At 38.6% G+C, this 25,187-nt stretch carries 17 protein-coding genes; 3 read left to right on the top strand and 14 right to left on the bottom strand.

All coding sequences use genetic code 11. From position 1 onward, the window contains the following. Positions 1-136: 136 nt before the first annotated feature. Together KCTC52924_RS13545 and KCTC52924_RS13550 are read right to left on the bottom strand one after the other, a co-directional pair. Positions 137-1,135, bottom strand: coding sequence for a PorP/SprF family type IX secretion system membrane protein (locus KCTC52924_RS13545; RefSeq protein WP_251806600.1), 999 nt, complete (start codon positions 1,133-1,135; stop codon positions 137-139). A gap of 2 nt (positions 1,136-1,137) precedes the next feature. Beyond that, complete coding sequence (locus KCTC52924_RS13550; protein WP_251806601.1) at positions 1,138-8,670, bottom strand: PKD domain-containing protein; 7,533 nt, start codon at positions 8,668-8,670, stop codon at positions 1,138-1,140. A gap of 462 nt (positions 8,671-9,132) precedes the next feature. Here KCTC52924_RS13550 and KCTC52924_RS13555 point away from each other — a divergent pair, with 462 nt between their 5' ends. Next, entirely contained in the window at positions 9,133-10,503 is a 1,371-nt protein-coding gene (locus tag KCTC52924_RS13555; protein ID WP_251806602.1) for an exonuclease domain-containing protein, read from the top strand. Between the two features lie 85 nt (positions 10,504-10,588). Here KCTC52924_RS13555 and KCTC52924_RS13560 read toward each other — a convergent pair whose 3' ends face one another. The 6 genes from KCTC52924_RS13560 to KCTC52924_RS13585 all read right to left on the bottom strand — a co-directional run bounded on the left by KCTC52924_RS13560 (position 10,589) and on the right by KCTC52924_RS13585 (position 15,771). Then, a complete protein-coding gene (locus tag KCTC52924_RS13560; RefSeq protein ID WP_251806603.1) occupies positions 10,589-11,392 on the bottom strand; it encodes an SDR family oxidoreductase in 804 nt (267 codons plus the stop codon). A 366-nt stretch (positions 11,393-11,758) separates the two neighbouring features. Further along, positions 11,759-13,123, bottom strand: a complete 1,365-nt coding sequence (locus KCTC52924_RS13565; RefSeq protein ID WP_251806604.1) for a hypothetical protein — start codon at positions 13,121-13,123, stop codon at positions 11,759-11,761. 210 nt (positions 13,124-13,333) lie between these two features. Continuing rightward, positions 13,334-13,684, bottom strand: coding sequence for a plastocyanin/azurin family copper-binding protein (locus KCTC52924_RS13570; RefSeq protein WP_251806605.1), 351 nt, complete (start codon positions 13,682-13,684; stop codon positions 13,334-13,336). After that, positions 13,681-14,226, bottom strand: coding sequence for a DUF4142 domain-containing protein (locus KCTC52924_RS13575; RefSeq protein WP_251806606.1), 546 nt, complete (start codon positions 14,224-14,226; stop codon positions 13,681-13,683). Before KCTC52924_RS13575 ends, KCTC52924_RS13570 begins: the two co-directional genes overlap by 4 nt. Positions 14,227-14,290: 64 nt before the next feature. Continuing rightward, a complete protein-coding gene (gene folE, locus KCTC52924_RS13580) occupies positions 14,291-14,926 on the bottom strand; it encodes a GTP cyclohydrolase I FolE (protein ID WP_251806607.1) in 636 nt (211 codons plus the stop codon). A 179-nt stretch (positions 14,927-15,105) separates the two neighbouring features. Beyond that, on the bottom strand, positions 15,106-15,771 hold the full coding sequence (locus KCTC52924_RS13585; RefSeq protein ID WP_251806608.1) for a flavodoxin reductase: 666 nt from the start codon (positions 15,769-15,771) through the stop codon (positions 15,106-15,108). A 200-nt stretch (positions 15,772-15,971) separates the two neighbouring features. On the opposite strand from KCTC52924_RS13585, the gene KCTC52924_RS13590 reads away from it, so the two are divergent. Further along, entirely contained in the window at positions 15,972-16,661 is a 690-nt protein-coding gene (locus tag KCTC52924_RS13590) for an RNA polymerase sigma factor (RefSeq protein WP_251806609.1), read from the top strand. 302 nt (positions 16,662-16,963) lie between these two features. Then, a complete protein-coding gene (locus tag KCTC52924_RS13595) occupies positions 16,964-18,997 on the top strand; it encodes a sulfatase-like hydrolase/transferase (RefSeq protein WP_370671471.1) in 2,034 nt (677 codons plus the stop codon). Here the strand turns inward: KCTC52924_RS13595 and KCTC52924_RS13600 are convergent. The 6 genes from KCTC52924_RS13600 to KCTC52924_RS13625 form a co-directional block, all read right to left on the bottom strand. Further along, entirely contained in the window at positions 18,994-20,157 is a 1,164-nt protein-coding gene (locus KCTC52924_RS13600; protein ID WP_251806611.1) for a hypothetical protein, read from the bottom strand. The genes KCTC52924_RS13595 and KCTC52924_RS13600 overlap by 4 nt on opposite strands. A 3-nt stretch (positions 20,158-20,160) precedes the next feature. Then, on the bottom strand, positions 20,161-21,414 hold the full coding sequence (locus KCTC52924_RS13605) for a YaiO family outer membrane beta-barrel protein (protein ID WP_251806612.1): 1,254 nt from the start codon (positions 21,412-21,414) through the stop codon (positions 20,161-20,163). 23 nt (positions 21,415-21,437) lie between these two features. After that, positions 21,438-22,877 carry a glycosyltransferase gene (locus tag KCTC52924_RS13610; protein WP_251806613.1) on the bottom strand — a complete coding sequence of 480 codons (1,440 nt, stop codon included), beginning with the start codon at positions 22,875-22,877 and terminating at the stop codon, positions 21,438-21,440. Positions 22,878-22,951: 74 nt separating this feature from the next. After that, positions 22,952-23,953: a HEAT repeat domain-containing protein gene (locus tag KCTC52924_RS13615; RefSeq protein WP_251806614.1), complete on the bottom strand. Its 1,002-nt coding sequence runs from the start codon at positions 23,951-23,953 to the stop codon at positions 22,952-22,954. Between the two features lie 87 nt (positions 23,954-24,040). Then, positions 24,041-24,427 carry a response regulator transcription factor gene (locus KCTC52924_RS13620; RefSeq protein WP_251806615.1) on the bottom strand — a complete coding sequence of 129 codons (387 nt, stop codon included), beginning with the start codon at positions 24,425-24,427 and terminating at the stop codon, positions 24,041-24,043. 1 nt (position 24,428) lies between these two features. Then, positions 24,429-25,148 carry an Hpt domain-containing protein gene (locus KCTC52924_RS13625; protein ID WP_251806616.1) on the bottom strand — a complete coding sequence of 240 codons (720 nt, stop codon included), beginning with the start codon at positions 25,146-25,148 and terminating at the stop codon, positions 24,429-24,431. Between the last annotated feature and the right edge of the window lie 39 nt (positions 25,149-25,187).

Below are 25,187 nucleotides of genomic sequence, written 5' to 3' on the forward strand. Positions count from 1 at the left end.
AATAAAGGTTTTGGAGAACAAGTTAAAGTTCACGCCATTCAACAATAGGTTTTCCGTTATGTTTAATTTGATTGGACTATGGAAAATTCTCAAATTGATGATAGTTGATCTATCGAAAACGATTCAATCCTTTAAATTAATAAAACTTACTGTAATTAGATCTTCTTCGTTCTTTGAATCGAGAAATATCGAATACCAAAAACAATTCCAACGAATTGGGTATAAATTGTTTGGCTTCTGCCCCAAAAGGCAATCTGTAGTTCAACCCAAACTCAAACGTCTCCAAGGTTAAACTAGTGGCAAATCCTACTTCCGTAAAGGATACATTCTCCATAAAATTAAAATGTTCATTGATGCCGATACTGAAATTGCCCAAGGTTATATCTTGATAAAAATCAAGCCTAGTATTGGGGCCTTGAACGGAAACCGCATTAAAAAGGTAGAGGTAAGAAAATTCAGGTAATTTGGATTGTCCATATTTATTGATGTCTAACTCGTACCCAAATTGCCCGGAGACAAGCGTATTTAAATTGACGTTGTTTTCGCTTTGTTTTGAGGATATTTTCGGCTGATTTAAATGCTTTAACGAAAGTCCAAAGAGCATATTAATATCGTTATGCATTAAAATTGAAGCGCCCATATCCAAATAACCAATATTTTCCGACGCCGTAATGGGGTCAATGGTGTTGGCACTGATCTGTCCCGTAAATATATTGAGCTGATCCTGAAAGGTAAGGTTGTTAAAATCGTACCTATAGTTGCTATAGCCTGCTGTAATACCTGGATAGAACAGCCAATCGTTTGGTAGTCTCAATCGGTACATATAGCTAATGGCCGCCGAGGTATAATTAAATCCTTCGCTGTTAAGGTTGTTATTGAACAAATCTACCCCCAATTGAAAGTTGTACTCTTCAAAAGCGGTGGATGCAAAAGCATATTTATGCTGAGATTGGGAGCCTTGGTTCTGACTGGCAAATTCTGCCAAGACCCCAACTCTGGTCTTATCTTTAAAAGCATGAAAACTAGGATTTAAAGAGGCGGGTACCTTACTGAGATTGTGTACAAATTTTTCCTGCGCATAAGTCCCCAGCGAAAAAACAATAAACAGAAGGGTTAAAAGATTATTTTTTTTCATCTCTATCTTAGTATGGAGGCTTCGCCAGTTTTCGTGATTTGATTATTTTCCTTGGTCGTTCCAACAAACAAGTATCGGAATGATTTATTTTTATAGGGTTTCCCTGAACTGTAATTACCGTTCCAGCCCCAGTTTACCGGCGTATTGCCAAAATCATAGGCCACACTGTAGACTAGGCCACCCCACATATCATAGATTTGAAAGGTAAAGGACGATATTCCTGTAAATTCCCCTTGGAAATAATCGTTTATTCCATCTGCATTGGCAGAGAATACATTGGGAAACATTACATCATACCCCTTGCCTATCTGTAAGGTCTGCTGTACCGTCTTACTACATCCCTGTTCATTGAATAGGGTTAGGGTAGTGGTAAACTGACCAGGGTAGTTATACTTGTGAGAAGCTAATAAGCCTTCAATGTTGGGGTCTAGGTCAACAACGGGAGTACCGTCACCAAAATCCCAACTAGCCCTAGAAAAGCCTTCACTGATAATGCTGAACCTAATGTCTTCTTTGGCCAATAATAGACCGGTTATTTCATATTCGGCGGAACTGTAGCCAAAGGCAGGCTCTGGTACTCCAGAACTTATTGGAAGAGTAAACCCACATCCCTGATCGTTTACCACGTTTAGAGAAGAATTCTCAATCGGATTTGCAATTTGTATGGAATAGGTGTCTGTACTAGTTTTTACAGATGGCATCAATGCATTATCATAATAGAAGCTTAAATCGCCTCCTTGGGTGTTAAAGATCGATACCGAAATACTTCCCGAGCTACCAAGACATAAGGACTCATCTAAATAGGGTCCGGCCAATAGTTGTAGGGATTCCGTCTTCTTTAAATGGATGATTTCTCGGTAGTAATAGGAGGGACTAGCATTTGTACATCCACTTATAGTACTGGTTACTGTAAGCCTGTACCTTCCTTCTTCGAGATTATTAAGTTGGGTTATGTTTTGTCCCAAAGGAGCAAATTGGGGGTTTGGGTTGTTTGTTGTTCCAGCTACCTCTTTTTCCCAAACTATAGAATAAGGTCTTAATCCACCCCTAACAGCGATAGAAATAGCGCCATCAGTAGTAGAACCACAGCTGACAGGGGTTATGTTCTTGTCTACCACTATAGGGGTATAGGTGGTTCCAAAGGTAAATTGAATTTGTTGTGAAGTACAATCCTTACTATCGGAAATGGTTAATGTATAGGTTCCCGGTACCGCCGTAAAGCTGGTAATGTCCTGCGCTAAAAAGTTGTTGGGGCCGCTCCAATCGTATAAGTAATACGAGTTGTTATTGGCATCCAAAAATGGAGTTCCACCCATAACCATATTGGTGTCTAGCACAAAGTCATACTCCACTTCACATGGGGCCAAGGTATAGTTTTTGGTACCGGCATATGCTAAGGCTTGATAAGCATTAATATTAAAGGTTTGTACCGTACATTGATTAGCATCCGTTACAGTAATAACATGGCTATCGCTATTTAGTCCGTTGATGGTAGTTTCCATTGTGGTAAATAATACTGCTGTTCTGTTATCTAATTTATATTGATAGGGAGCAGTACCACCCTGAACGGCTACGGTAAAAGACCTTCCCGAATTAGGGTCGAAACAACTTGCGCTTTGAGTATCTACTTTGGTAGCACTGAAAACCTCAGGGGCATTTATAACAAAAGCTTGACGGATAGTACATGGTGCATTTGGATCACTATTGGTATCGGTTACCACAATCTCATAGGTTCCACCGCCTAGATTGGTAAGGCTGGTCGTATTGGTGGCATAGCTGGTTCCATTTTTGTACCAGCTTATTTGCAATTGACTGCTTGGGTCAGATTTTAACTGAATATTTATTTCAGCGTTGGTATCCCCAGCACACTGTAATTGTTCGTTTACCACCTGCATATTACTGAATTCCATTGCTGCTTTGGAAGCAATGTTGGCCGTATAGGTGGTAGAGCATCCAATTTGGTCAGTAACAGAAAGCACATAGACTCCCGGCGCCAAATTGCTTATATTTTCTGTGGCATAGATATTATTATTGGGCCCTTTCCAGCTAAAATTATAGGGAGGGAATCCACCAGTTACCGTGGTAGTGCCATTGTTAAAACTTATAGCACCATCATTTTGACCAAAACATGTTGTATTTTTTACCACCACGGAAGCCTGATTAAATTGCAAGCCAATGGGCAAAGTAATAGATTCAGATACCGGAATAGAACAAGAAGCATCTTGAACAGTTATAGTATAATTTGCACCTCCAGTTAGGTTGGTATAGGTGACCTTCGGGTTGTTGGACGTCTGTACCAAAGTAGTGCCGTTAGGTCTATTCAGTGTAAAGGTAAAGGGAGCATTACCGCCGGTGCTATTCGCCGTAATTACCGTATTACAAGTATCTCCAATAGTTAAGGTCAGTTCCTCTGGTTCCGACACTAGGAAGGGCAAGGAAGTAGTTGGACAGTTTTCGTTGTAAACTGTTAATTGATACACTCCTGCAGTTAGGTTGTTAATACTAAGGGTAGTGGCGGAAAAACTGGTATTCCCAATTTTAGTCCACACATAGGTATTTGCAACCCCGTTCGCTTGGGTCAGAACATTGGATGCGCTTACATTGGAGTCGCTGCCTGTACTAGCATAGATTGTGAAACTGATGCCTTCTACTTTTGCGGTCAGGATAATTTCATTGAAATTGGTGGTTGCAATTACCGCGCTAAGGTTGGCACCCCTGGCACTGTTAACTTTTTGTGCAAGAGCAGCGGCAACTTCATTATTGTTCTGAGGCTGGTTACTACTATTTAAGGTCACCTGATGCTCATAAACAATGCTGTTTATTATCAAACTGTACGTATTGGCTAAAATCGGAGTTCCAAAAAGTGAAATGGTATTGATTTGTTTTTGGGCAGTATTTCCTCCTGTAATCCTGTTATTTGGAATTACAATGCTACCATCATTTCCACCAAAGCAACTTACATTAGTTATGTCATTGGCCAAAATAAGCTCATTGTTAATAATAGGGTAGGGGATTACCGTTACTAGCCTAGGCGATGTTTCGTCGCTACAGGAGACTCCGTTTATAGTACTGGTTACTCGCCTTTTATAGTAGGTCGATTTTGTTAACGTAGTCGGGGGAGTGTAATTCTGTTGATTGGCATTTGCAACCGGATTATAGGTCTGGTTGTCTTCTGAGGACCACCACTGATAGGACAAATTGCCCGCTCCTGAAGCCGATACAAGTTCTACGATGGCTAAGGGCTGGTCACCTTCACAAACCGATTGGTTATCAGTTATTATCCCGGCATAAGCTACATTATAGGTGATTTTTACGGGATTAGATTCTACGGTACAGGTTTGTTCTACTAAGGAAGTCCTAGTAATTGTTCTCTTATAGAATTTGGTTTCCGTAGGTATTGGTGGGGTATAGGTTGCGGTAGTTTCACCAGTATCGGTCCAGGTATTACCATCTATGGAAACTAACCACTTATAGCTTTGGTCTACAAAGGTGCTTGCACCGGAAATGGTTAATGTGCTTGGAGTAGCTCCTTCACAAATGGTTTGATCGCTGGTGAGCACTCCTGGTAAAATTTCGTCTGCTACTTGTACTACAATAGTATTACTATCGTTCGAACAAACTACTCCATTTAAAGTTGAGATAGCCTTTCTTTTAAAATAGGTGGTGGGGAAGCGACCTGCTTGGGGATCATAGGTGCTATTTACTGCACCATTAATAATGGCCCAATCGCTATTGTTTTCTGATGAAAACCACTGGTATCTTAAAACTCCGTCTGCAATTCCGATAGTGGTATTCCCTAGAATACCTGGATTATCTCCGAAGCATATTTTTTGATCTCCTGAAATAGTACCTCCATCCACATTATTTACGTAGACTCTAAGGATATTACTTTTAGAATAATTCGGTGGATTACATACATTCCCGTCTACCGTTGCCTGGTACTCACGACGGTAATATTTATCGGTAGTTAAGGCTGTAGTAGGGGTATAGGTTGCAGCAGTTACTCCATTTATTTCTAAAAAATCGGTGCCATTATCGGATTCGAACCACTTGAAATTTAAATACGGAAGCCCTTCTATGGCGCTTGGATTGCCCAGAGTTGGAACCATGTCATTGGAACAAATAGTGATATCTGGCCCTAATCGGTTTGCTTGGGGAACCAATACGGTTACAGGATTACTATTTACATTACACTCTAATCCATTAGAAGCTGTATTGGTAGTAGATCTTATGTAGGTGGTAGTACTGTTTACCGCATTAGTGGGAATGTAGTTTACATTAGTTGCTCCTAGTATCAAGCTGCCATTGGCAAACCATTGATAGGTTAAGGTATCATCCCCAGTGGATGCTGCCAATTCCTCAATTTCACTAGGAATGTCCCCTTTGCATATCACTTCTTCATTGGTGCCATTGGTACCATTATTGTTAGTAGTTCCAATTGTTCCCCCTGTGGCATTTCCACCGTTTTTGATGTGCAGTGGGTTACTGGTAACACTGCATGCTATTCCATTTAAGGTAGAGGTAGTAATTCTTTTGTAGTAATTATCCTGGGTTACGGCCGGCGGATCGTAAGACCTACTGGTGGCTCCGGATATATCGGTAAAATTTATGTTATCATTAGAGATTTGCCATTGATAGCTTAATTCCCCGGAAGCAATGAGTTTAAAATTGGCGCCAAAAGGTTGTGGGTCACCACCGTTACAAACGGTTGTGGCTCCAGTTGCCCCAGTAGAAAACGTTATTCTATGATCACCCGGATTTTCAAACTTGTTTAAATAAACTAGAATAGGGGTGGTTATAGCCTCACAAGAGGCTGTCTCCAAGATACTGGTTGCTATTCTTCTGTAATAGGTTTGCAATTCCCCAGAATTGTTAGGGGTATAGGTTGATTGATTTTCATTGACGATATCATTCCAAATCACCTTGTCAGCGGAGCTTTGCCAAGCATAACTTATGGTTCCATTTGAAGTTGCATCTGTGGTACTGGTAAGTGGGGGAATGTTTCCACTTCCACATACTGTCTGTGTTTGTGCTATCGTCCCAGCTGTTAAAGTAAGTAAGCTTACTAATGTGGGGGTACTAGATGCCTCGCATGCAAACCCGCCGTTGGTATTGGTTATATGTCTTTTAAAATAGGTAGAAGTGGATATACCATTGGAAAAATTTAGGTTTTCCCCGGTTTCACCATTAATTATTGAATAATTACTATCATCGGTAGAGGAATACCATTGGAAGTTTATTCCAGTTCCCACAGGAGTGCCATTAGCAACAGTTATACTGCTAGGATTCTCACCTTCACACACTACTTGGTTAGCAGACCCTTCTCCGCCAGAGATTGTCCCAGCTACGTTAATAGTGACCTTATTGGTATATGCTGTACACTGCTTTCCGTTTAATATACTGGAATCCAGTCGCCTAAATCTAGTGGAAGCTGTGAGGATTCCGGGCGTATAGGTAGTGCCAGTAGCAGCGGGAAGGGAAGTCCAGCTAATACCGTTATCCGTAGAAGCTTCCCATGCATAGGTTAGAGTTCCGGGGGTTGTTGAATTGCTCAAGGCAATAATGGTACCTGGTTGCTGTCCCTCACAGACATCTTGATTGTTACCGATGGTTCCAATACTTATACTGTTTAAAAGAACCGTGCTTTCCGTTGAGTTTTGGTAACAAACGTTTGCATTATTACTTATTATGGTCTGCCTTCTATATTTTGTGTTAGTAGTTGGAGCGCTGGTAAAGTTAAGGATAGCGTTGGTCTCCCCGTTTATATTGGTAAAACTTCCTGTGGTTCTAGATTGCCATTGATAGGTAATGTTAGGTCCATCCGGGGTACCATTGCTAACGGTAATTGACCCAGGAACTTCGCCTTGACAAATGGTTTGGTCTGTACTGGTATTTCCTCCTTGGATTTCTTGGAGAACGACAATTTCAATTTCATTAGTATAATCGTAACAGCTATGTCCGTTTAATTGTATGTTGTCTTGTCTTCTGTATCTTGTGGTTTGAGTTAGGGCGGTAGGTTGATATTCTGCATTGTTGGCTCCTGAAATAACCGTCCATGCACTACCGTCAAATCGTTCCCATTGGTAGGAGATACTTCCCGATCCTGTTGCATAGGTGTTGGACGTCAAATTATTAGGAACTTGATTGTAACAAATGGTTTCGGAACCTGCTATACTTCCTACAATAAAATTGGTATTGGTGATAGTAGCTACGGTACTTGTGCCTTGGCAGCTTGCCCCAGAAATTGTGGTAATCCGTCTAAATTCCTGTACGCCAGGAATTAGATTTCCAGTGGCATTATAGTTACTTTGGGTCGCACCGTTAATGTCTTCCCAATTGTTCTCATTGCGTTTTTGCCATTGATAACTACCATTGTTCTCCCCATTATTTATAGTTAACAATTGCAACTCGTTTAGGGTGCATATATTTTGATCGGTTGCGGTACCTCCTAATACAGTGGAATTCACATTAATGGTAGCTGCAGGCGTTTCCTTAAAACAACTAAGGCCGTTTAATATGTTGGTAATTCTTCTTTTGAACGCGGTAGATTTCTCTAAGGCTTGGGGTTGATAAAAATTTTCTGTGGCACCTGAAATTGGCTGCCAAGATCCCGATTCATATTTATACCATTGATAGGTATCTTCGCCACCCGGAGTAACCGCTACATCCCCAGCAGTGCTTATTTGTTGGGGTATTTCCCCTGAGCAGACATTTTGGGAGCTACCCTCTGTAATGCGTCCAGGGTTAATTTCGTTTACGGTGATAGTTGCGGGGGTACTAACTTGAGTACAACTCTGCCCATTTAGATCAATGGAGGTTAACCTTCTGTACTTACTTATTCCATTGGAAATATTGGACCGGTTAATAGGCAATGCCTCGAAATCGGAATTTGAAATAGCGGTCCATGTCCCGTTTATTTCTTTTTCCCAAGTAAAATTTCTGTTTTGGGTGATATTAGACCCCGTAATACCGATAGCTTGTAACTCGGATAGGGAACATACTTGCTGATTTACTCCGGTTCCCCCAGATAGTGGAGCAAAGGAAACCGTTGCAATGGCAGCGCCATCCGTTAGACCATTTATAGTATTGGTATTACCATACAATATATATTTTAAATTTCCATCTGTAGCGGTTGCCGTGGGAATTAATATAATTCTAACATTTTCTATGGTAATTACGTCCAAAGAGGTTTGGGCATTAGTGGTAAGAGTTATTTCTAATCTAGAGGCATTAGCCGGGTCTTGGATTACGGAGACCGATGTAAGATCGCTTCCCGTTGTTGCAGCGGAGTTGGCTGTAATGTTAAAGTTGGAAGGCGCGCCAATATAAAATTTATAGGTACCGATGCCTATATCTGTTGCTAAGGCTTCTGTAAGCACAAGGCTTCCAAGATTTAATTCGGATTTGGGCAGGGTGTTGCCGCAGGTATTAAAACTAGAATTTTGAATGCTAGAGGTAATCTGCGCATTGCCAAACCATGCATAAAAAAAAATAACTATTATGGATAGGGCTTGTTGTATAGATTTTGTTATCATGTTTATGGTCCCATTTATAGTATAATTGCGCTACAAAAGTACTGTTTTTCCCAACCGTAGGAAGAGTATTTATAACGGTAGTGTTGGTGAGTATATTGCTAGTATTTTTAGTATTATTACCCGCTTACTTTGTTTTGTTGTGAAATGGTAAATTAGTGTGGTGAACTATCAATTTTAACGGATGTTAAATTCTTGGATTTTCATTGTTTATAGGTGGAGTACCAATATATATGGTTGCTTTGCTTTTATAGAGGATTCTCTATGAATCATTGAAAATATAATTCTTATATAGCGCTGCGATTCCATCCTGTTACCAACAGCTTAGAAGGTAGTAAAAACTTTTGAACACACCTCTCTTTTGGGGTAGATAAAATATTAAAATTTTTAAAATTTTAATATTTTATCTAGTAACTTGCTTCACTTTTTCAAAATTAAACATGTTTTAAAAATCAGAATAATTCGGTGTACGCCATAATTCACATAGCTACTACAGGTCTGCAGGGGGAGAACAATAAGATGACAGAAATCTGCATTTTGATCCACGACGGGACAAAGATCGTAAAGCGATTTTATTCGTTGGTAAATCCTGAAATCCCCTTAGGCTATAGTATATCCGGTAATTTGGATGTTACGGAAGAGATGGTGTATTCTGCCCCAAAGTTTTATGAAATTGCCAAGCAGGTAGTGGAGTTAACGAAGAATTGTATTATTATTTCTCACTTTGTAAATTTCCACTATCAAGGTATAAGAAACGAGCTGATATCTCTTGGCGGGGAATATAAACGTCATAAAATTTGCACAGCTCGACTATCACGAAAATTGATCCCTGGGCAACTGAGTTATAGCTTAGGGGCAATGTGTAACCATATGGGAGTTAAGCTTTCCAAACGGCAAAGCGTCAAGGCAAGTGCTGAGGCGACCCTTGAATTACTGGAAAAATTATGGGAGCTAGATATGGCAGGGGTGTTCCAACTCTTGTCAAGGTCGCGTTCCGAAAAGGTGCTTGCCCCCCCATTATGGCCAAAATCAGCGGTAACCGATCTACCCAATGCAACAGGCGTGTATTATTTTAAAAATTCTGAGGGGCAAATTATTTATGTTGGTAAGGCTAAGGACATAAAACAACGTGTACTTAGCCATAGTTATAGCAAGGACCATAAAGAACTACGGCTGTGCTTTGAAACAACACAAATAACGTATACGGCAACGGGGAGCGAGTTGTTGGCCTTGTTGTTAGAGTCGGACGAAATAAAAAAACACTTCCCAAAATACAACCGAGCCCAAAAAAGGACCCGCTACCGATACGGTATTGGTACTTATATCGACAAAAATGGGATTACCAACCTCAAATATGATCGATTAAGTAATTTAAAAACGCCTATTCTCAGCTTTTACAACCAAAATGAATGTCGTGTTTTTTTAGATCAGTTATGCAATGATCATCAACTGTGTCCTAGGTATTGTAAACTACAGAACATATCCGGTGCCTGTTTCCATTACCATCTTAAAATTTGTAAGGGGATATGTCAAGAGGAGGAGTCGGTTGAAACTTATAACGGAAGGGTAGAAAAAGCCCTAGCACAAAGTATATCGCCCAACACCACGTATATAATTAAAGAAGTGGGAAGGCACAAAGATGAAAGTGCTATTGTGGTAGTGGAAAACGGGGTCTATAAAGGTTTTGGATATATTCCTAAAAAAAATAAAATAGTAGATTTTGAGGAATATGCCCAGCTCATAACGCGCATGCAAGACAATATTGATGTACATAAAATATTGAGAAGATATTTAAGCCAGGAGGTAAATAAAAGTATCATCCTCGAACAAAAATAGTTTTATTTACCACTAGGTCTTTTCATTTTCTTAAACGGAAAACCTATTAGATTTTCTCCAATATTTTATGAGATCATTTTGGCCTTTAGGTCGATTTCATTAACCCAGGAAGGATGCCGCCATCCACAAGAATATCACTTCCGGTAATGAACTTTGCCTTATTACTGAGCAAAAATTGAACTACATCAGCAATATCTTCAGGGGTCCCATTTCGCCTTAAGGGGGTTATTTTCTTCATTCTGTTCATTTCTTCTGGATGTTCTTCCGAAGCCTTAATGGCCATAGGGGTCATAATAACACCTGGGGATATGGAGATAATACGAGCCCCATTTTCTCCATAGCGAAAAGCGTTGTCCTTGCAGAGTAATTGCACCCCTCTTTTGACAAAGTTGTACATAATGTCCGCATTGTTATCCACAAAGGATAACACGGTTTTGTAGGAGCCTTCTTGTTGCGGATTTCGCAAGGCCTCGTCATATTCTATATTTGGAGGTACCATATGACCCATAATGGAAGAGAAAAGGATCAATGCTGAACCTTCTTTGGCCACCTCATAAAAGGCATCAATAATAATATCGGTGCCTACCAAATCTATATCAAAAACTATTTTTGGATTTTGCCCGCTGCCACTTACCCCAGCGGTATGCACCAATCCACCAAAATCACCTTGTTTTAAAACGAATTTTTTGAGCTTCTCTACATCCGATTTCTTGCTAATGTCACATGCAATCCCCACTACATCAAAGCCTTGTTGCGTAAATTGGTCAGTAACCTTCTTTACTATTGATTCGGAATAATCGGTCATCACCAATTTATAATCTTTTAAAACTTCTCCGCAAGCCATTCCTATTCCCCCGCCAGCACCGGTAATTACAATTGTTTTTTTCATGTTTACTGCTATTTATTTATGCTATTATGTTGTCTGGAAAATGAAATCCTTTATAAACATTCAGTCTTTAGATTAAAATAATTCTGTCGTTCCCCTTGCCTGCCGAAGGTAACATCTTGTTTAGATGTTTACCATGATAAAAGTCAGTCCGCTGCGCAAGGTCTGTTGCGCAAGGTCTGTTGCGCAAAGTCTCCCGACTTTGAGCCATGTTACACAAAGCTGCTGCACGAAGTCTGTTGCGCAAAGTCTCCCGACTTTGAACCATGTTAGTAGATTTCTATCTAAAAAAATACCCGGGATCTGAGATACATTCCAAGGCCCCCGGGTACTTCCGCTTCAACCAATAAACACAAATTACGACTGTTGTTAAATCGATTTTAAATATTCTTCCAGATCTATTTTGTCTTGGGCATTCAATTCTAGACCAAAATGGTTGTCATAATGGTTTATAACATCGTTAAGGGTAGCAAATCTTCCATCGTGATAGAATCCTCCCTTCATTCTAGCAAATAGTCCTCTCAAGGGAGTTGTCCTATACATCCCTGTGGGAGATCTTTTCGCCTCAAAGTCGTCTATCCCTATTTCCTCTGCACTGTGCAGGTTATACCCAGCATCGGTATACATAGGAGCTATATGGCAGGTTGCACAGAGGGCACTTCCGTTGAATAAGGTTTTACCACGTGTTGCAGCTGCCATATCATAGCTTCCTTCGGGGGGAGTGGGGGCGTGTAACGATAATTGGTACGCTTGTAACCCCGGAAGTTTTGGGGTAATCAGATCTGGATCATTGGTAATATTTCCAAAATTGTTTTCTGCAGCAATAGGAAACTGAGCGGCGTCGTTTAAACGCGAATCGGTAAAGGAGCCCTGACCGTGCATTTCCAAATTGGCCACAAAGGCATTCCAATAAACAATATCTCCCCATCCGGTATAGGTAGCTAAATTTACCCCTTGTAATCCATATGCTGCCGGCAATAAATTGGCAGCAATACTACCATCGGGTTTAAGAGCGATACCATCGACCATTAAACCGGCATTGAATTTTCCTGCTCCCCAGCCTGTAAGCACTGCTTCTACCGTAGGTTCATCTACATGTAGCAGGTCTGCTAAAAATTTCTTGTTATCGGTCAGGTTAATAATGGCACCTACATTAAGATCTCTATTGGGGTATCCATCCAAACGTCTCCCTATGCCGTCAGCAAAAGAGTTGTCTACTGAGGAGTGACAAAGGGCGCAATTTATACCGACCGCGGTCATATTACCTTCTTCGTTAAAGGTTCCGGTAACACCTACAACGGCGTTCATTTTTAAGAGCGCAATAGTAGTCGCCGGATCGTTGAGGTCTACTTCTCCAGCCTGAATAGCGGCTGCTACTTCCAAAGGTATCGCTTCGGCATCCACCTTCAAACCTACCGCCAAGGCAGTAGCTGGACTCACTCCATCTCCGTATCCATCCAAAGCATCACCCAAAATGGCCTTATCTATATGTAAGATATCGCTCCAAAAGGCTTCATCACCAAAGGTGTCATATCTAAAGATTTCTTTGCCCTCAGCAACTAGGGCAGGATCTAAATGTAAGGTAAGGGTATCTGTGACCGTTTCAATTATAGTATCATTTACTATTTCTGTTATGGTTTCGGTAATGGTCCTAGTCTTGGTACAACTGAAAATAAAAATCATACTGACGATCAACAGTGTACCGAACAATTTCAATGGATTAGCTGCTTTCATAATTCATTATTTGTTTTTATTCATGAGATTATTGACCTAACTCTATTCTCAATGTCAATCGGGCATTGGATGAGGAGGAAATTATTTTTCTAAGGGGGGAAGTGGTATTTAGGGGTGTCTATACCATGGGCTTGCCTATACGTTAAGAACTAGCCTAAAATGCTTTAGGCTAGTTCTTTTCAACCCTGTAAACACCTACTAAGAATCAACCTAAGATTCAATTTTTATGGTCCCTTTCATCACTTTGTGCAGACTGCAGAAATACGCCTCGTCTTGTGTGATTACCTTGCTCCAACTTTCATTTTTGCCAAAGGGTTTAGAGGTCCATTTATCATTTTTTTCATCGGTAACGTCGTGCAGAATAAAATCCTTATTGATCCAGATTACCTTATCCCCTTTTTTTACGATTAGGTTTTGCGGAACAAACTTCATTTTTATAATCTCTACCGTATGTACTTGGGGTTCTTGGGTAGTATTCTCCTTAAGTCCAAATCCCCATAGTAGTATAATGGATACCAGTATTACGGTCTGAAAGTGATAATGTTTTAAAAAAGGTTTCATTTTTTTGAGGTCAATTTATTTTGTAACATCTGAGCATGTCCCAAGTGCGTTTCCAATGCAGGAACTACAGTCTCCAACAGTTCCTTAAGCTCTTGATTTTTAGTTTCGGGAATCAAAAGGTCGTTCACCGCACCAATTACTTGTTTGTGATAAGCTACCTCATTGTCTACATAGTACTTGTCAAAATCGTTTTTCTTAGCTTTTTCCAAGTTGACTTTGGTATCTTCCGCTTGTTTCAATAATGATTGACTAACGGCGTTGTCTATAGGGGTTACCTTTAATTTTGTCACTAGTGCTACCGCTTGCTCTATAACCGCAGTATGGTCTTCTATCATACGATTGGCAAAATCCTGCACCTCTTTATTTTTAGATTTTTGCAATGCGATCTTGGCAAAGTCAATATCAATCTGATTTGCTACTACCGCAACCGATGCTATTTCGGGATCGGTAAGTTTGGGCGACTCTTGAGCCTGTAATGGGATTACCAATAATAACAATGATAAAAACCCAAATACTTTGATGTGATTTGCATAATTTTTCATCTTATTGTGTGTATTTGTTTCCCATTGGATGCGCAAAAAAGGAAAAGGTTACAAATATTTAAAATCAAGGAGTTAAGGCGGTTAGGAATTGATTTTGGACTTTCTTTTTTCTGAATTTCCCCGACAAAAAGCTTGTTTTAGTAAGGCTATTTGGGTCGTTTACGCCACGTGATGCGACACATAAATGTTTGGCTTCCGCTACTACGGCAATATCTTGAGTCGCAAGCAATTCCATCAACACCTTACCCACAGCTACTGTAAATTTTTCTTGTACTTGGGGTTTGCTTGCTATAAATTGTACTATTCTATTAATCTTAGATAGGCCAATAACACTTTTATTTGGGTAATAGGCAACGCTTACCTTTCCAAAAAACGGTACAAAATGATGTTCACAGTAGGAGAAAAAGGTGATATCCTTCACTAATATCATATTGTCATACCCATAAGTGTTTTCAAAGAAGGACACTTTGGGGAAGTTGGAGGCATCTAGCCCCCTAAAGACTTCATTTATATACATTTTGGCTACCCTTTGTGGTGTCTCGCTTAAGCTAGGGTCACTAAGATCTAAACCCATGGTCTCCATTATCTTTTTAAAATGGTGGGCAATACTTGCTATTTTTTGTGCTTTGCTAGTGGTAGTTACATGGGGAGTTAGTAAAGGTGACTCCTGGGTGTCCTTAGTTGTTCCATTTATTTTCATATTTAATGGGATTAAAATTCTATTGTTGTGGTTGTACTGATTGCCGCTGTCCTAAAATCTTGGGAAACCGCTAGGCAGCTCTAGGCCGCCAGACTGTTTACAAGTGTATAACTCGTACTTTCATCTAGTTATAAGAAAAAGAGGGAAAATTATTTTTAGAATATTTAAAATATGTATTCTTAATATCCGGTCTGAATATTTTCTTCCCTTGCGCCATTACGGATAAGGGCTTTCTTTACACTCTGCATAAAACCATCAGGGCCACAGACATAAAAATGAACATCGAATGCCGGTATTTTAGTGGCCAAATAAGTTTGGTCTATTTTGCCATAATCGTAGGGTGCCACCTGCTCATCACTCAGAATATTATAAAACTGTTTCTTAAACTGTTGGGTAAGCTCTTCCTTAATTATAATATCATTTTGTGTCCGGTTGGCATAAATCAGGGTATGATTTTCCAATTGGTCGTTTTGTTGTAAGTTCCTGAACATGGGTATAAATGGTGTAATTCCCGAACCGGCGGCAATAAAAGTCCCTTTCCCCTTATAATCATAAGAATCCCAAGCTTCGGTAATGATTAGGGTGTCAGAGATCTTGGCTTTGGATAATGCTTGGGTAAGACCATGGTGGTCTAAATACACCTTTATAATAAGTTTAAGATGTGCTTCTCCCGGTTCAGAAACCAGAGTAAAGGGTGCAAACTTAGTTTTAAATTCAGGTTGGTTAAGGGTAAGTTCTACAGCCTGGCCTATAGTGTGTGAAAACCCTTTGGGTTTTTCAAACTCTAATTGCATCACATTGTGTGTTAACCAGGTTTTGTCTAAAATTTTTACGGTATAGTTCAAAATACAATATGTTTAAGGGATTAAAATATGATTTGATGTTTCTTTTTAGTAATTTGTAATGAGTTGATTTTGTGTTTTTTATGATGCTATTGATTGTCTGCTGATAGACTCTCCATAGCTTTGGATGAAATAAAGTTCCTTTGGTTACAAAATTTTGTAACCTTTTTGCTAGTAGTGCATCAAATGGTAAAATATTGGAAATGAACGACTGTAGACCCGTAAAAAAATTAAACACCTCGCCCTACGCAACATTGCCCGATTTTGTAGTGGTAGAAAAAGTATTGGAAGGTGAAACAGAATTATTCGAAATTTTGTTAAGACGGTATAACCAATTATTGTTTAGAACGATAAGAAGTTATATTGATAGGCCATCAGATATAGATGATGTGATGCAGGACACCTATATCAAGGCGTTCCAAAAGTTATATCAATTTAAAAACGATGCCCTATTCTCAACTTGGTTGATACGTATCGGAATTAATGAGGCATTGCAACGGAAACGAAAATCCAATCGGAATAGAACAGTGGATATAAACAATGAAAAAGGAGTGATACAAATTGCCGATACGTCCATAATGAATCCAGAGAGAAAAACAATGCACTCAGAATCAGTTCTAATAGTGGAAAAAGCGATAGACCAATTACCCGAAAAGTATAAGGTCGTTTTTATGTTAAAGGAGGTCCAAGACCTGGATATTTCTGAAATCTCGTTGAGCCTTGGGTTAAGTACCAGCAATGTTAAGGTGAGGTTGCACAGAGCCAGGAATATGATGAAAGAATCTATCCTAAAATTCACCAATTCTAAAAATGCCTTTGAATTTGGAAATTCCAAATGTGATCTACTGGTTCAACAAGTCATGGTTAAAATTCAGGGACTAACGGAGAACTAACTTTATATCACCCTTCGGTAATCAGATTAGAAATGTACCACCATTAGGGATATTGTTCCCGTTGTAGAATCAAAAATCAGAATTCAAGAGTTTACTGTTTTTATTAATAGAAATTAGGAAGATTGTAGTGCTCCTCTTATGAAACTAAAGTGATGGGCGTGAAGATATTCTAAGAATACAAACTTATATTTGTCAAAAGATAAGTTTAGGGTGCTATTGATTATTAACCATGCTATAATTTGTTAATTTCGAAGTCAAAATAAGAGACCCAAGTAGATAAAGTTTATTATATGAAGTTCCCTATGACCCCAAATATTTTAAAATCAACCCTGCTTAAAGCTGTACAATTCTTTAGTATCTATGCGCTTATTGCCTTGTTTTACCTATGGGGTATAAGTGCCTTGGAACTCTTTGTATATAAGGGGAGTCACTTTTTACCAATGGGTTACTTTAGCTTACTGAAGTCCAGTATGTTTATCGATACCGTATTTTGGGTGCAATGGATTTTTATTCCTTGTATTGCTTTTGTCTTTATTTATTTTCTAAATCAAAGATTTGCCAAGATACTATTTGGAGTACTATTGGTACTCTTATTTGCGATCCATCTAAGTTTAATAAGTTACTATAATACGTCTCTAGTTTTACTAGGCGCCGACCTATTCGGGTATTCTATTCAAGATATTAAACAGACTGTAGGGGCATCTGGAGGCGTGTCGTTCTTTTCCGTAATGGGTTTACTCTTAGTCTTAATCCCACTTTTATTGGCGCTTTATTTTATTCCAAGAAAATGGAAAGCTCCTAAAGTCGCAGCTATTGCTTTACCTGTTGTTTCATTACTTATTTATACTACTGGGATCGCTAAAGGAGTGGCTAAGCCCAAATTAAGCACAGACTTTGCAAACAACTTGGTAATTAATAAATCTGAACATTTTTATAGTGAAGCAGCGACTTACTTTTTCAACAATGGATATGAGGTAGATATTTATGCCGATGACTATTTGGGAGGTCCTGGAGCTATGCAATTGGTCGGTTTAAAATCTATAGATTATATAGATGATGCATATCCTTTTTTACGTACTAATTCTAAGGACGACGTGCTTTCTCCGTTTTTTAAACCGAAGCAGAAGGCTCCTAATGTTGTTTTTATTGTAGTGGAAGGTTTGGGTAGGGCCTTTACTAATGAAGGCGCCTATTTAGGAAACTTCACCCCCTATTTAGATTCTTTGTCTCAAAAAAGTCTATATTGGAAAAACTTCTTGAGTAACGGAGGGAGAACCTTTGCGGTATTGCCTTCAATAGTAGGTTCACTTCCCTTTGCCGAGAACGGATTTCTAGCACTTGAAGATAAGATGCCCAATGAAAACTCACTTTTAAGTGTTTTAAAGAACAATGGGTATGAAACTACCTTCTATTATGGTGGGGATGCTAGTTTTGATGGCATGAAAGGCTATCTTAAAAAAAACGGGATAGATCATATCTTTGATGAGGGGTCATTTCCCAGCACCTATAAGAAACTACCTGCTAATAATAATTTCACATGGGGTTACGGTGATGATGAATTATATCGCTATTATTTAAATAACCAAGCAGAAGATACTCTAGCAAAACCTAAACTCAATATTTTACTTACCATTACTACACATAGCCCGTTTTTATTGCATGACAATACCTATTATAAGAAGAAATTTGAACAGCATTTAGAAGCGTTAGGTTTTGATAGTGAGAAAAGGAAGGACTATGCTGGCTATGCCAATCAGTATGCTACCATACTCTATGCAGACGACGCTATTAAAACATTTATGGAAGCATATAAGAAACGGGGTGATTATGAAAACACTATTTTCCTGATCACTGGTGACCACCGTATTCCGGAGATCCCAATGAGTACTAAGATAGATCGCTATCACGTACCTTTGCTGATCTATTCACCTATGTTGACACGGACTGCTGATATTGCATCGGTTTCTAGTCATTTTGATATTGCGCCGAGCTTACTGAATTATTTGGAGAATAACCACCAACTACAAGTTCCTAGTCAGGTGAGTTTTGTGGGTACTGGTTTGGATACGGTCCGTAAATTTAGGAATATCCATCAAACCCCATTGATGCAGACTAAAACCGATTTGGTCGATTTTGTAATGGGGAACTATCATCTTAACGGAAACAGCTTGTATCAGTTGGATGAGAATATGGGGGAGGTTTTAATAGAAAATTCTGAAAAAAAGAAGGAATTACAAGCGGCTTTTGAGGCCTTTAAAAGGCGTAATGGCGAAATAATGGAAGGCGCTAAGTTAGTCCCAGATTCGATTTATAGAGCGTATACTCCTAATTATTAATCCTGATTTATCAATTGCATTTCGGTTTTCAAAATCTGGGTGACCATGGGTTTGTAAAATTTCCAAAAGAAACTACCGCGCTCTAAGGGATCACGGTCATCATAAAAGAAACCTTTAAAAAATCCGATTCCTTTAAAATAGGAGCTGTTTAGCCTAATGGGATTATCGCTAAAGTCGCCCGAAAAGTAAAAAAAGCGATAGTCTTCCCCTAGATGGCGCGTAACTGCTGGAAAGGTTTCTGGAATATTATATTTTGCCAATTCTTTTTTCCCTTCTGGTAAAAGACTTAATTTAAAAGAAGCATCAACAGTATTCACCTCTAAATTGGGCACCATAACATCGAACCAAAAGGGATATTTCGTTTTCTCGGGCAAATTCCAATTGCTTTGTCCCTCGGGAGTAGCGTGTATATAGGGCAAGGCATTGTCTATATGTAGACCTTCCTCCAAAATAACTACTTGGTCGCTATCATTTACGAAAACGAGACCAGCGCGGGTAAAAGGCCAAGCACCGCTATGGGATCTTTTATAATTTGCAATAAGCCAGTGAGGGATTTCTAAGTTTTTATTGGGGTCTAGAGTATCAAAGTAACGGCCTGTCCACCCTGTCCATTTCAGTTGGAACAACTCTTCAAATTTCTTGCGATTTTGTGAACGGGTAGGGGAACCTATGGTATTAAACTCGGTAATAATGAGTTTGTTTCGTTCTTTCATGGCCTTTAATAAGATTAGGTCTTCATTGCTTAAACCTCCATATAGCATGCCCGATTGAGCGCCAATATCACCCTTCTTATACCATTCATTATTATATATCCCATAAGTGTCTGTAAAATAGGCCATATCGGCATCGGCACTTAATTTTCTTAATTGGTCATGGGTAAATCTTTCCAGACCTTTTAATTGAAACGCTTCATCTTTTAAGGGGAAAAATCCAAAATAATCTTCACTTATTTTGTAAGGTTTATCAGTAGTTTTGGTGTATCGGTTTTGGTTTAATATCCACCCTAATGAAATATGCTCTTGTCCTTCAGAGGTTAGAACGGTTTTGTCTACCAAAGCTATTACTAACTTTTTTTTAGGTGTAACCAACCAGCTTACCCACATGGTGATGGGAATTCCGATAACAAGAATAAGTAACAAGCCAAAGATTTTTTTTGCCATAATTTAAAATCGTTTACTATATCCAATACTTAGGGAAAGTTGGTTTCCCTTGGTTTCTGGTGCGTATTCCTGATTTTCTAAAGAGGCCTTAATACTAAATACATTGGTGTCCCAGAGTAATTTTCTATAGCCTATCGCCATATTTATAGATTTCAGTTTATAAATGTTTTCAGGGTCAAAGGCTACGGTGTTTACATTATCGTCTGGGGATATACCGGTTCCAATTTTAAAACTGAGGTAGTCGTCTGCGCCTCCAAAATAATATCTTGTCGTTAAGGAGTAGGAATGGGAGATAGAATTGGTGGAAGGGGTAAGGTAGGTTCGTAAATTAAACCAATAACTTTTATAATATTTACCTACACCAACGGTATAGATCCAAGTATTACCAGAAAAGGCTAGAAAACGAAATCCGGCGTCTGCTTCAAAGGATGCTGGAAGGTTTGCATATAAGGAAAAGCCAGCTCGGTATCGGGGGAAGATGCCTTTGTTTTCTGAAATTCCACCACTTACATAGGCGTAAAAAAGCTTTGAAATCCTTGGGTATGCATCTATTTCAAATTGTGCTCCATTGGTTGTAAATCTATTGGCATAATTAAAACGGGCAATTACAGAACCTAATTTGGTTTGTCTACTATAGTCTATACTTGCTATATGCCATGGGTCGTCAAATCGTTTATCAAAGTATATGAAGTCGTAGCTTAGTCCAATGCTGTTTTTCGCAGCTGAACTATTAACGCTACCCAAGAGACTTCTAGCTTCGCTGAATTCATGATTATTTTTCAGCAACTGGTCTATAACCGTTCGAGATTCTTCAAAGCGTTTTAAATCCTTTAAAATTTTCGCCTTTAACAGTCCTAGTTTTTCGGAGTTTGGATGTTGGTCCAAGCCCAAGTTGACAATGGATAAGCTTTTCTCGGAATCTGAATTCCAATATTCAAGGTTGGCGTATGCCAGTGATGCTTCTTCGTGACCTGTTTCTTTTTGTAAAACTTCCTCAAAAACTATTCTGGCTTTTGGTAGGCTGTCGGTATAAGTATATAATCGGCCTAAAAAGACGCTTACCTCTAAATAATTGGGACTTTTTACCAATGCTTTTTTAAGCAAGACGATAGCTTTTTCGTAATTGTCTTCCTCAAAGGCGGCCGTTCTGGCATGGGTGTATAATTCATCTGTAGACAATTCTGTTTGAGCAGAAAGGGGTATGAAGTGCAAGATCAGAAGAAATAGAAAAAGCGGTTTAAATGTATGTTTTGACATATTCAATAATAAAAAAAGCGTTATTAGTTTTTCGTTTTCGTTTTTGATGGGTTAGACAAGCCAGTACGTGTCATCTGTCCCCAAGATGTTTTCCCTAGTATTAAATCGATATTTCCCTTCACCGCAGCCCACATTACAAAAGGGTGATACAAAATAGGCTCTAGCAGAGCAGTGCGAAGTAAGCGAATCATGTATTTGGGCTTTTTATATTGTTGAAAAGAATATTCTTCAAAAAATAAGGCCGTTGTGGAAAATAAAATAGAAAAGGTATACACTACTCCGAAAAATATAAGGAAGACTTGCCCATTTAACTGACCGAAAATGAACATAAAAAATAAAAATATGATTCCAATAAATTCGATAATTGGTGCAAACCATTCAAAAAACATCCAGTAGGGAGTACTGAGCATGCCTAATACCCCGTATTTTGGGTTAAAAAGCAGCTTTTTGTGCAAGCTTAAAGTTTCTATGGTTCCCCGTGTCCAACGGTTTCTTTGCCTGTATAAAACCTTCCAACTTTGGGGCACTTCAGTCCAACACAATGGATCGGGGACAAAACTTACGGTGTATGGTATGTTTTTATCCCGCATTAAGCGTCGCATACGGACTAGCAGCTCCATATCCTCACCTACCGTATTTGGATTATATCCACCCGATTCAATGACGGTATTCTTGTCGAACATTCCAAATGCTCCTGAAATGAGCAGCAAACCATCTACACGGGACCATGCCATTCTGCCCATTAAAAATGCTCTGAAATATTCTAGAATCTGTGCACGGGCAAGAAAGGTGTCGGGTAAACGAACCTTTATAATCCTACCGTCTTCTATTATACAGGAATTGGCAACACGGATAATACCTCCAGAGGCAATTACTTTTTTATCGTTGTTTAAGAATGGTTTTACCAGTTTTAAGAGTGCATCCCTCTCCAAAATACAATCGACATCTATACAGCAGATAATATCGTGGCTACAGCAATTAACCCCCGTATTTAAAGCATCCGCCTTCCCACCATTTTCCTTATCTACAACTTTTAGATTCTTATATGCCTGATGTTTGGAAGAATATATACCTCTAACGTTCTTTGTGTTGATATGAGAAAAATACAGGACTTCATCTAGGTAAAGATCAAATGTGCTTATTAAACTTTGCAGCGTATTATCGGAACTCCCGTCATTAATAATTACGATTTCAAAAGAAGGGTAATCGAGTGTGAGTAAGGATCTTACATTTTCAATGACATTTGCTTCTTCATTATAAGCGGGGGCTAGAACTGATATTTTGGGTAGATGAGAAGATTGTAACAAGGCAACTTCATCTTTAAAATTGTGCTTGCGCTTATAATCGCGAAGTTCAAATAAAGAAAATAGCGCCAAAAAAATATAACCTGTAATGATAATTAAACCATAGGCCAAAAACAGCAAACTTGCAATGTCTATAAATTCAAAAAAGTTAAAATCCAAGTGTACCTACGATTTAAATGTTGTTATTAAACAAATTAATTTATAAATATAGAGCCCAGTTGTTTCCAGTAAATCTAAACATACTTATCATGTATAATATTCTCGAAGTCACCTTTGTGTTTCTTAAAGGTATTCGGGTTAAAATAACGCACCATTTTCAGGTATTCCACTTTAAGGATCGACTCCTCTTGTTGGATAAAGGGAGCAACAGATTTAAGGTGTTCTTCAGTACCAATTTCACCTATTGTTATTAAGATTTCTTGTTTTATTTGAATGCTTTCTTCTGGGAAATTCTCAATTAAAATTGACATCATTTTGGGAACTTCCATTTTTCGTAAAGAAATAATGGCCTGCTGACGAATTTCGTGGTTTTCGTGGTTTAAAAATTGCAATAAAATTGGGATGTGCTGATACTGGTTGTATTCTGCTACCATTTTCATGCAAAACATCACCACAGTAGTTATTTCATGATATAGCCATCTAGAGAAATCTGGGGTTTCTCCTTCAAAACTCTTAAGGCCATTTTCTATATGAATCTGTTGCCACAGGGTTAGGGGTGTTTTTACTTTGTCTAAAAATTCTAAAGGTTTGTCGGTAGACCTATGAAGAAAGTATAAAAACGCTTGCTGTCTAAGGTCATTATTTTTGGCATTGATCAATGAATCAACTAAGGGGATGGGGATTTCTAGGTCTAATTGATACGAAACGTATAGCGCCTTGGCTTGTTTATACCAAGCCTTTTTCTTTAAATCCGAGATTAGAATTTGATATAATCCAAAACCATGAAATATTTCCTTTATAACAGCCGAAGATTCACCTTTTAAATTTTCAGCAAAAACTAGAATTTGATGTGTGGCTATTTGGTTGTCAAGGGGAGTTTTAAGATGCTTTGTTTTAAAGACTTCGATTTCGGTAGACTTATTAAAATCTTCATTGAACAAATAGTTGTTGATAAAATCGATTAATAAGATATCTAATTTTTCTTTTCTTCGATTTTGAATATTCTTATGGACCCGCAGATATAGTATAAGGCTGATTAATAAAAGTGCGAGAGTAAAGAATATCAAAGTCATCACCAGGTTTATTTCAAGAATGGTAGGCAATTCAAATATGTAAGCGGGTAGATTCATGAAAAGGAAACTGGAGGACCCTAGGGGTACATTTTATTTATGGGTGAATTGATTTTTAAAGGAGCCTATACTTCGTTTAACGCGCAAAGCCAATTCATTTGGACTAAAAGGTTTTGTTATAAAATCATCGACGCCCATCGTAAATGCTTCGGTGATTATATCTTCTTGGGTTGCTGTAGACAGCACAATGATGGGGATATTAGGGTGATTTTTCTTTATGTGTTCTATTAGTTGACTTCCAGAAACAAAAGGCAACATTAAATCGGTTAGGATTAAGTCAAATTTATTTGCCTCTAATTGTTCCATTGCACTTCTTCCGTCTATAGCAATAGAAACATCGTAGCCTTCTTTTAAAAGCTTAAACTCAAGAGATTTAACAACCATAGGGTTGTCCTCTATTACTAATATCTTTTTTTTCATCTTAATCGTATGCTGTTGGGAAATCTAATTCAATTTGATTTTTTATTAGATTATATTCTTGATTCAATTCTTTAATTAATACGGCTAATTCTTCATGGCTGGTGGAATGCTCCATAGTTTGACAAAGTTCCTTTCCAACATGATTTAAAATCATTTGAAAAGAAGGTTTTATGTTATGTGCAATTGAACGAATTTCTGCCAATTGTTGTTGGTCCAAGGCTTCTTGGAGTTGTATTAGTTTTTTGGAAATAGTAGTGTTAAAAAGAGCAAGAGATTCCATTATAAATTCCATACTACCATCTGACAATTCATCCAAATACGTAAGCGAATAAGGTTTTGGCATTTCCTCGATTTCACTCGTAATTTCAATCTTATTTAAAAATTCCTCTACATCGACAAGGGTTTTCTCCGTATATGGTTTCCTTAAAAAGCCCTGTAGCTTCTTGGTTGTTATTTCTGTGTCAGAATCTAATACAATTAGTGTTGGATGTTCCTTTTTAAGCTCGCTCCGCATATAATCCATGGTTTGCCATCCGTTTAGCGGAGTCGTTGCTTCTTCTAAAATGAGAAGTTTTGGATTGCCGTGCTCCATGACCCACTGTATGGCAGCCATGCTGTCGCTTAATTCGATGACCTCAAACGAACTGTTGTTGAGCATCTTTTTTAGATTGGCACGCTCCTGGTCTTCACGTTCTATTATTATGATTTTATTATTATGCACTTGGTATTTTAGGGTGTTAGTTTATATTTTCTGAGTTGT

The organism is Arenibacter antarcticus (genome assembly GCF_041320605.1).
GTDB lineage: Bacteria > Bacteroidota > Bacteroidia > Flavobacteriales > Flavobacteriaceae > Arenibacter > Arenibacter antarcticus.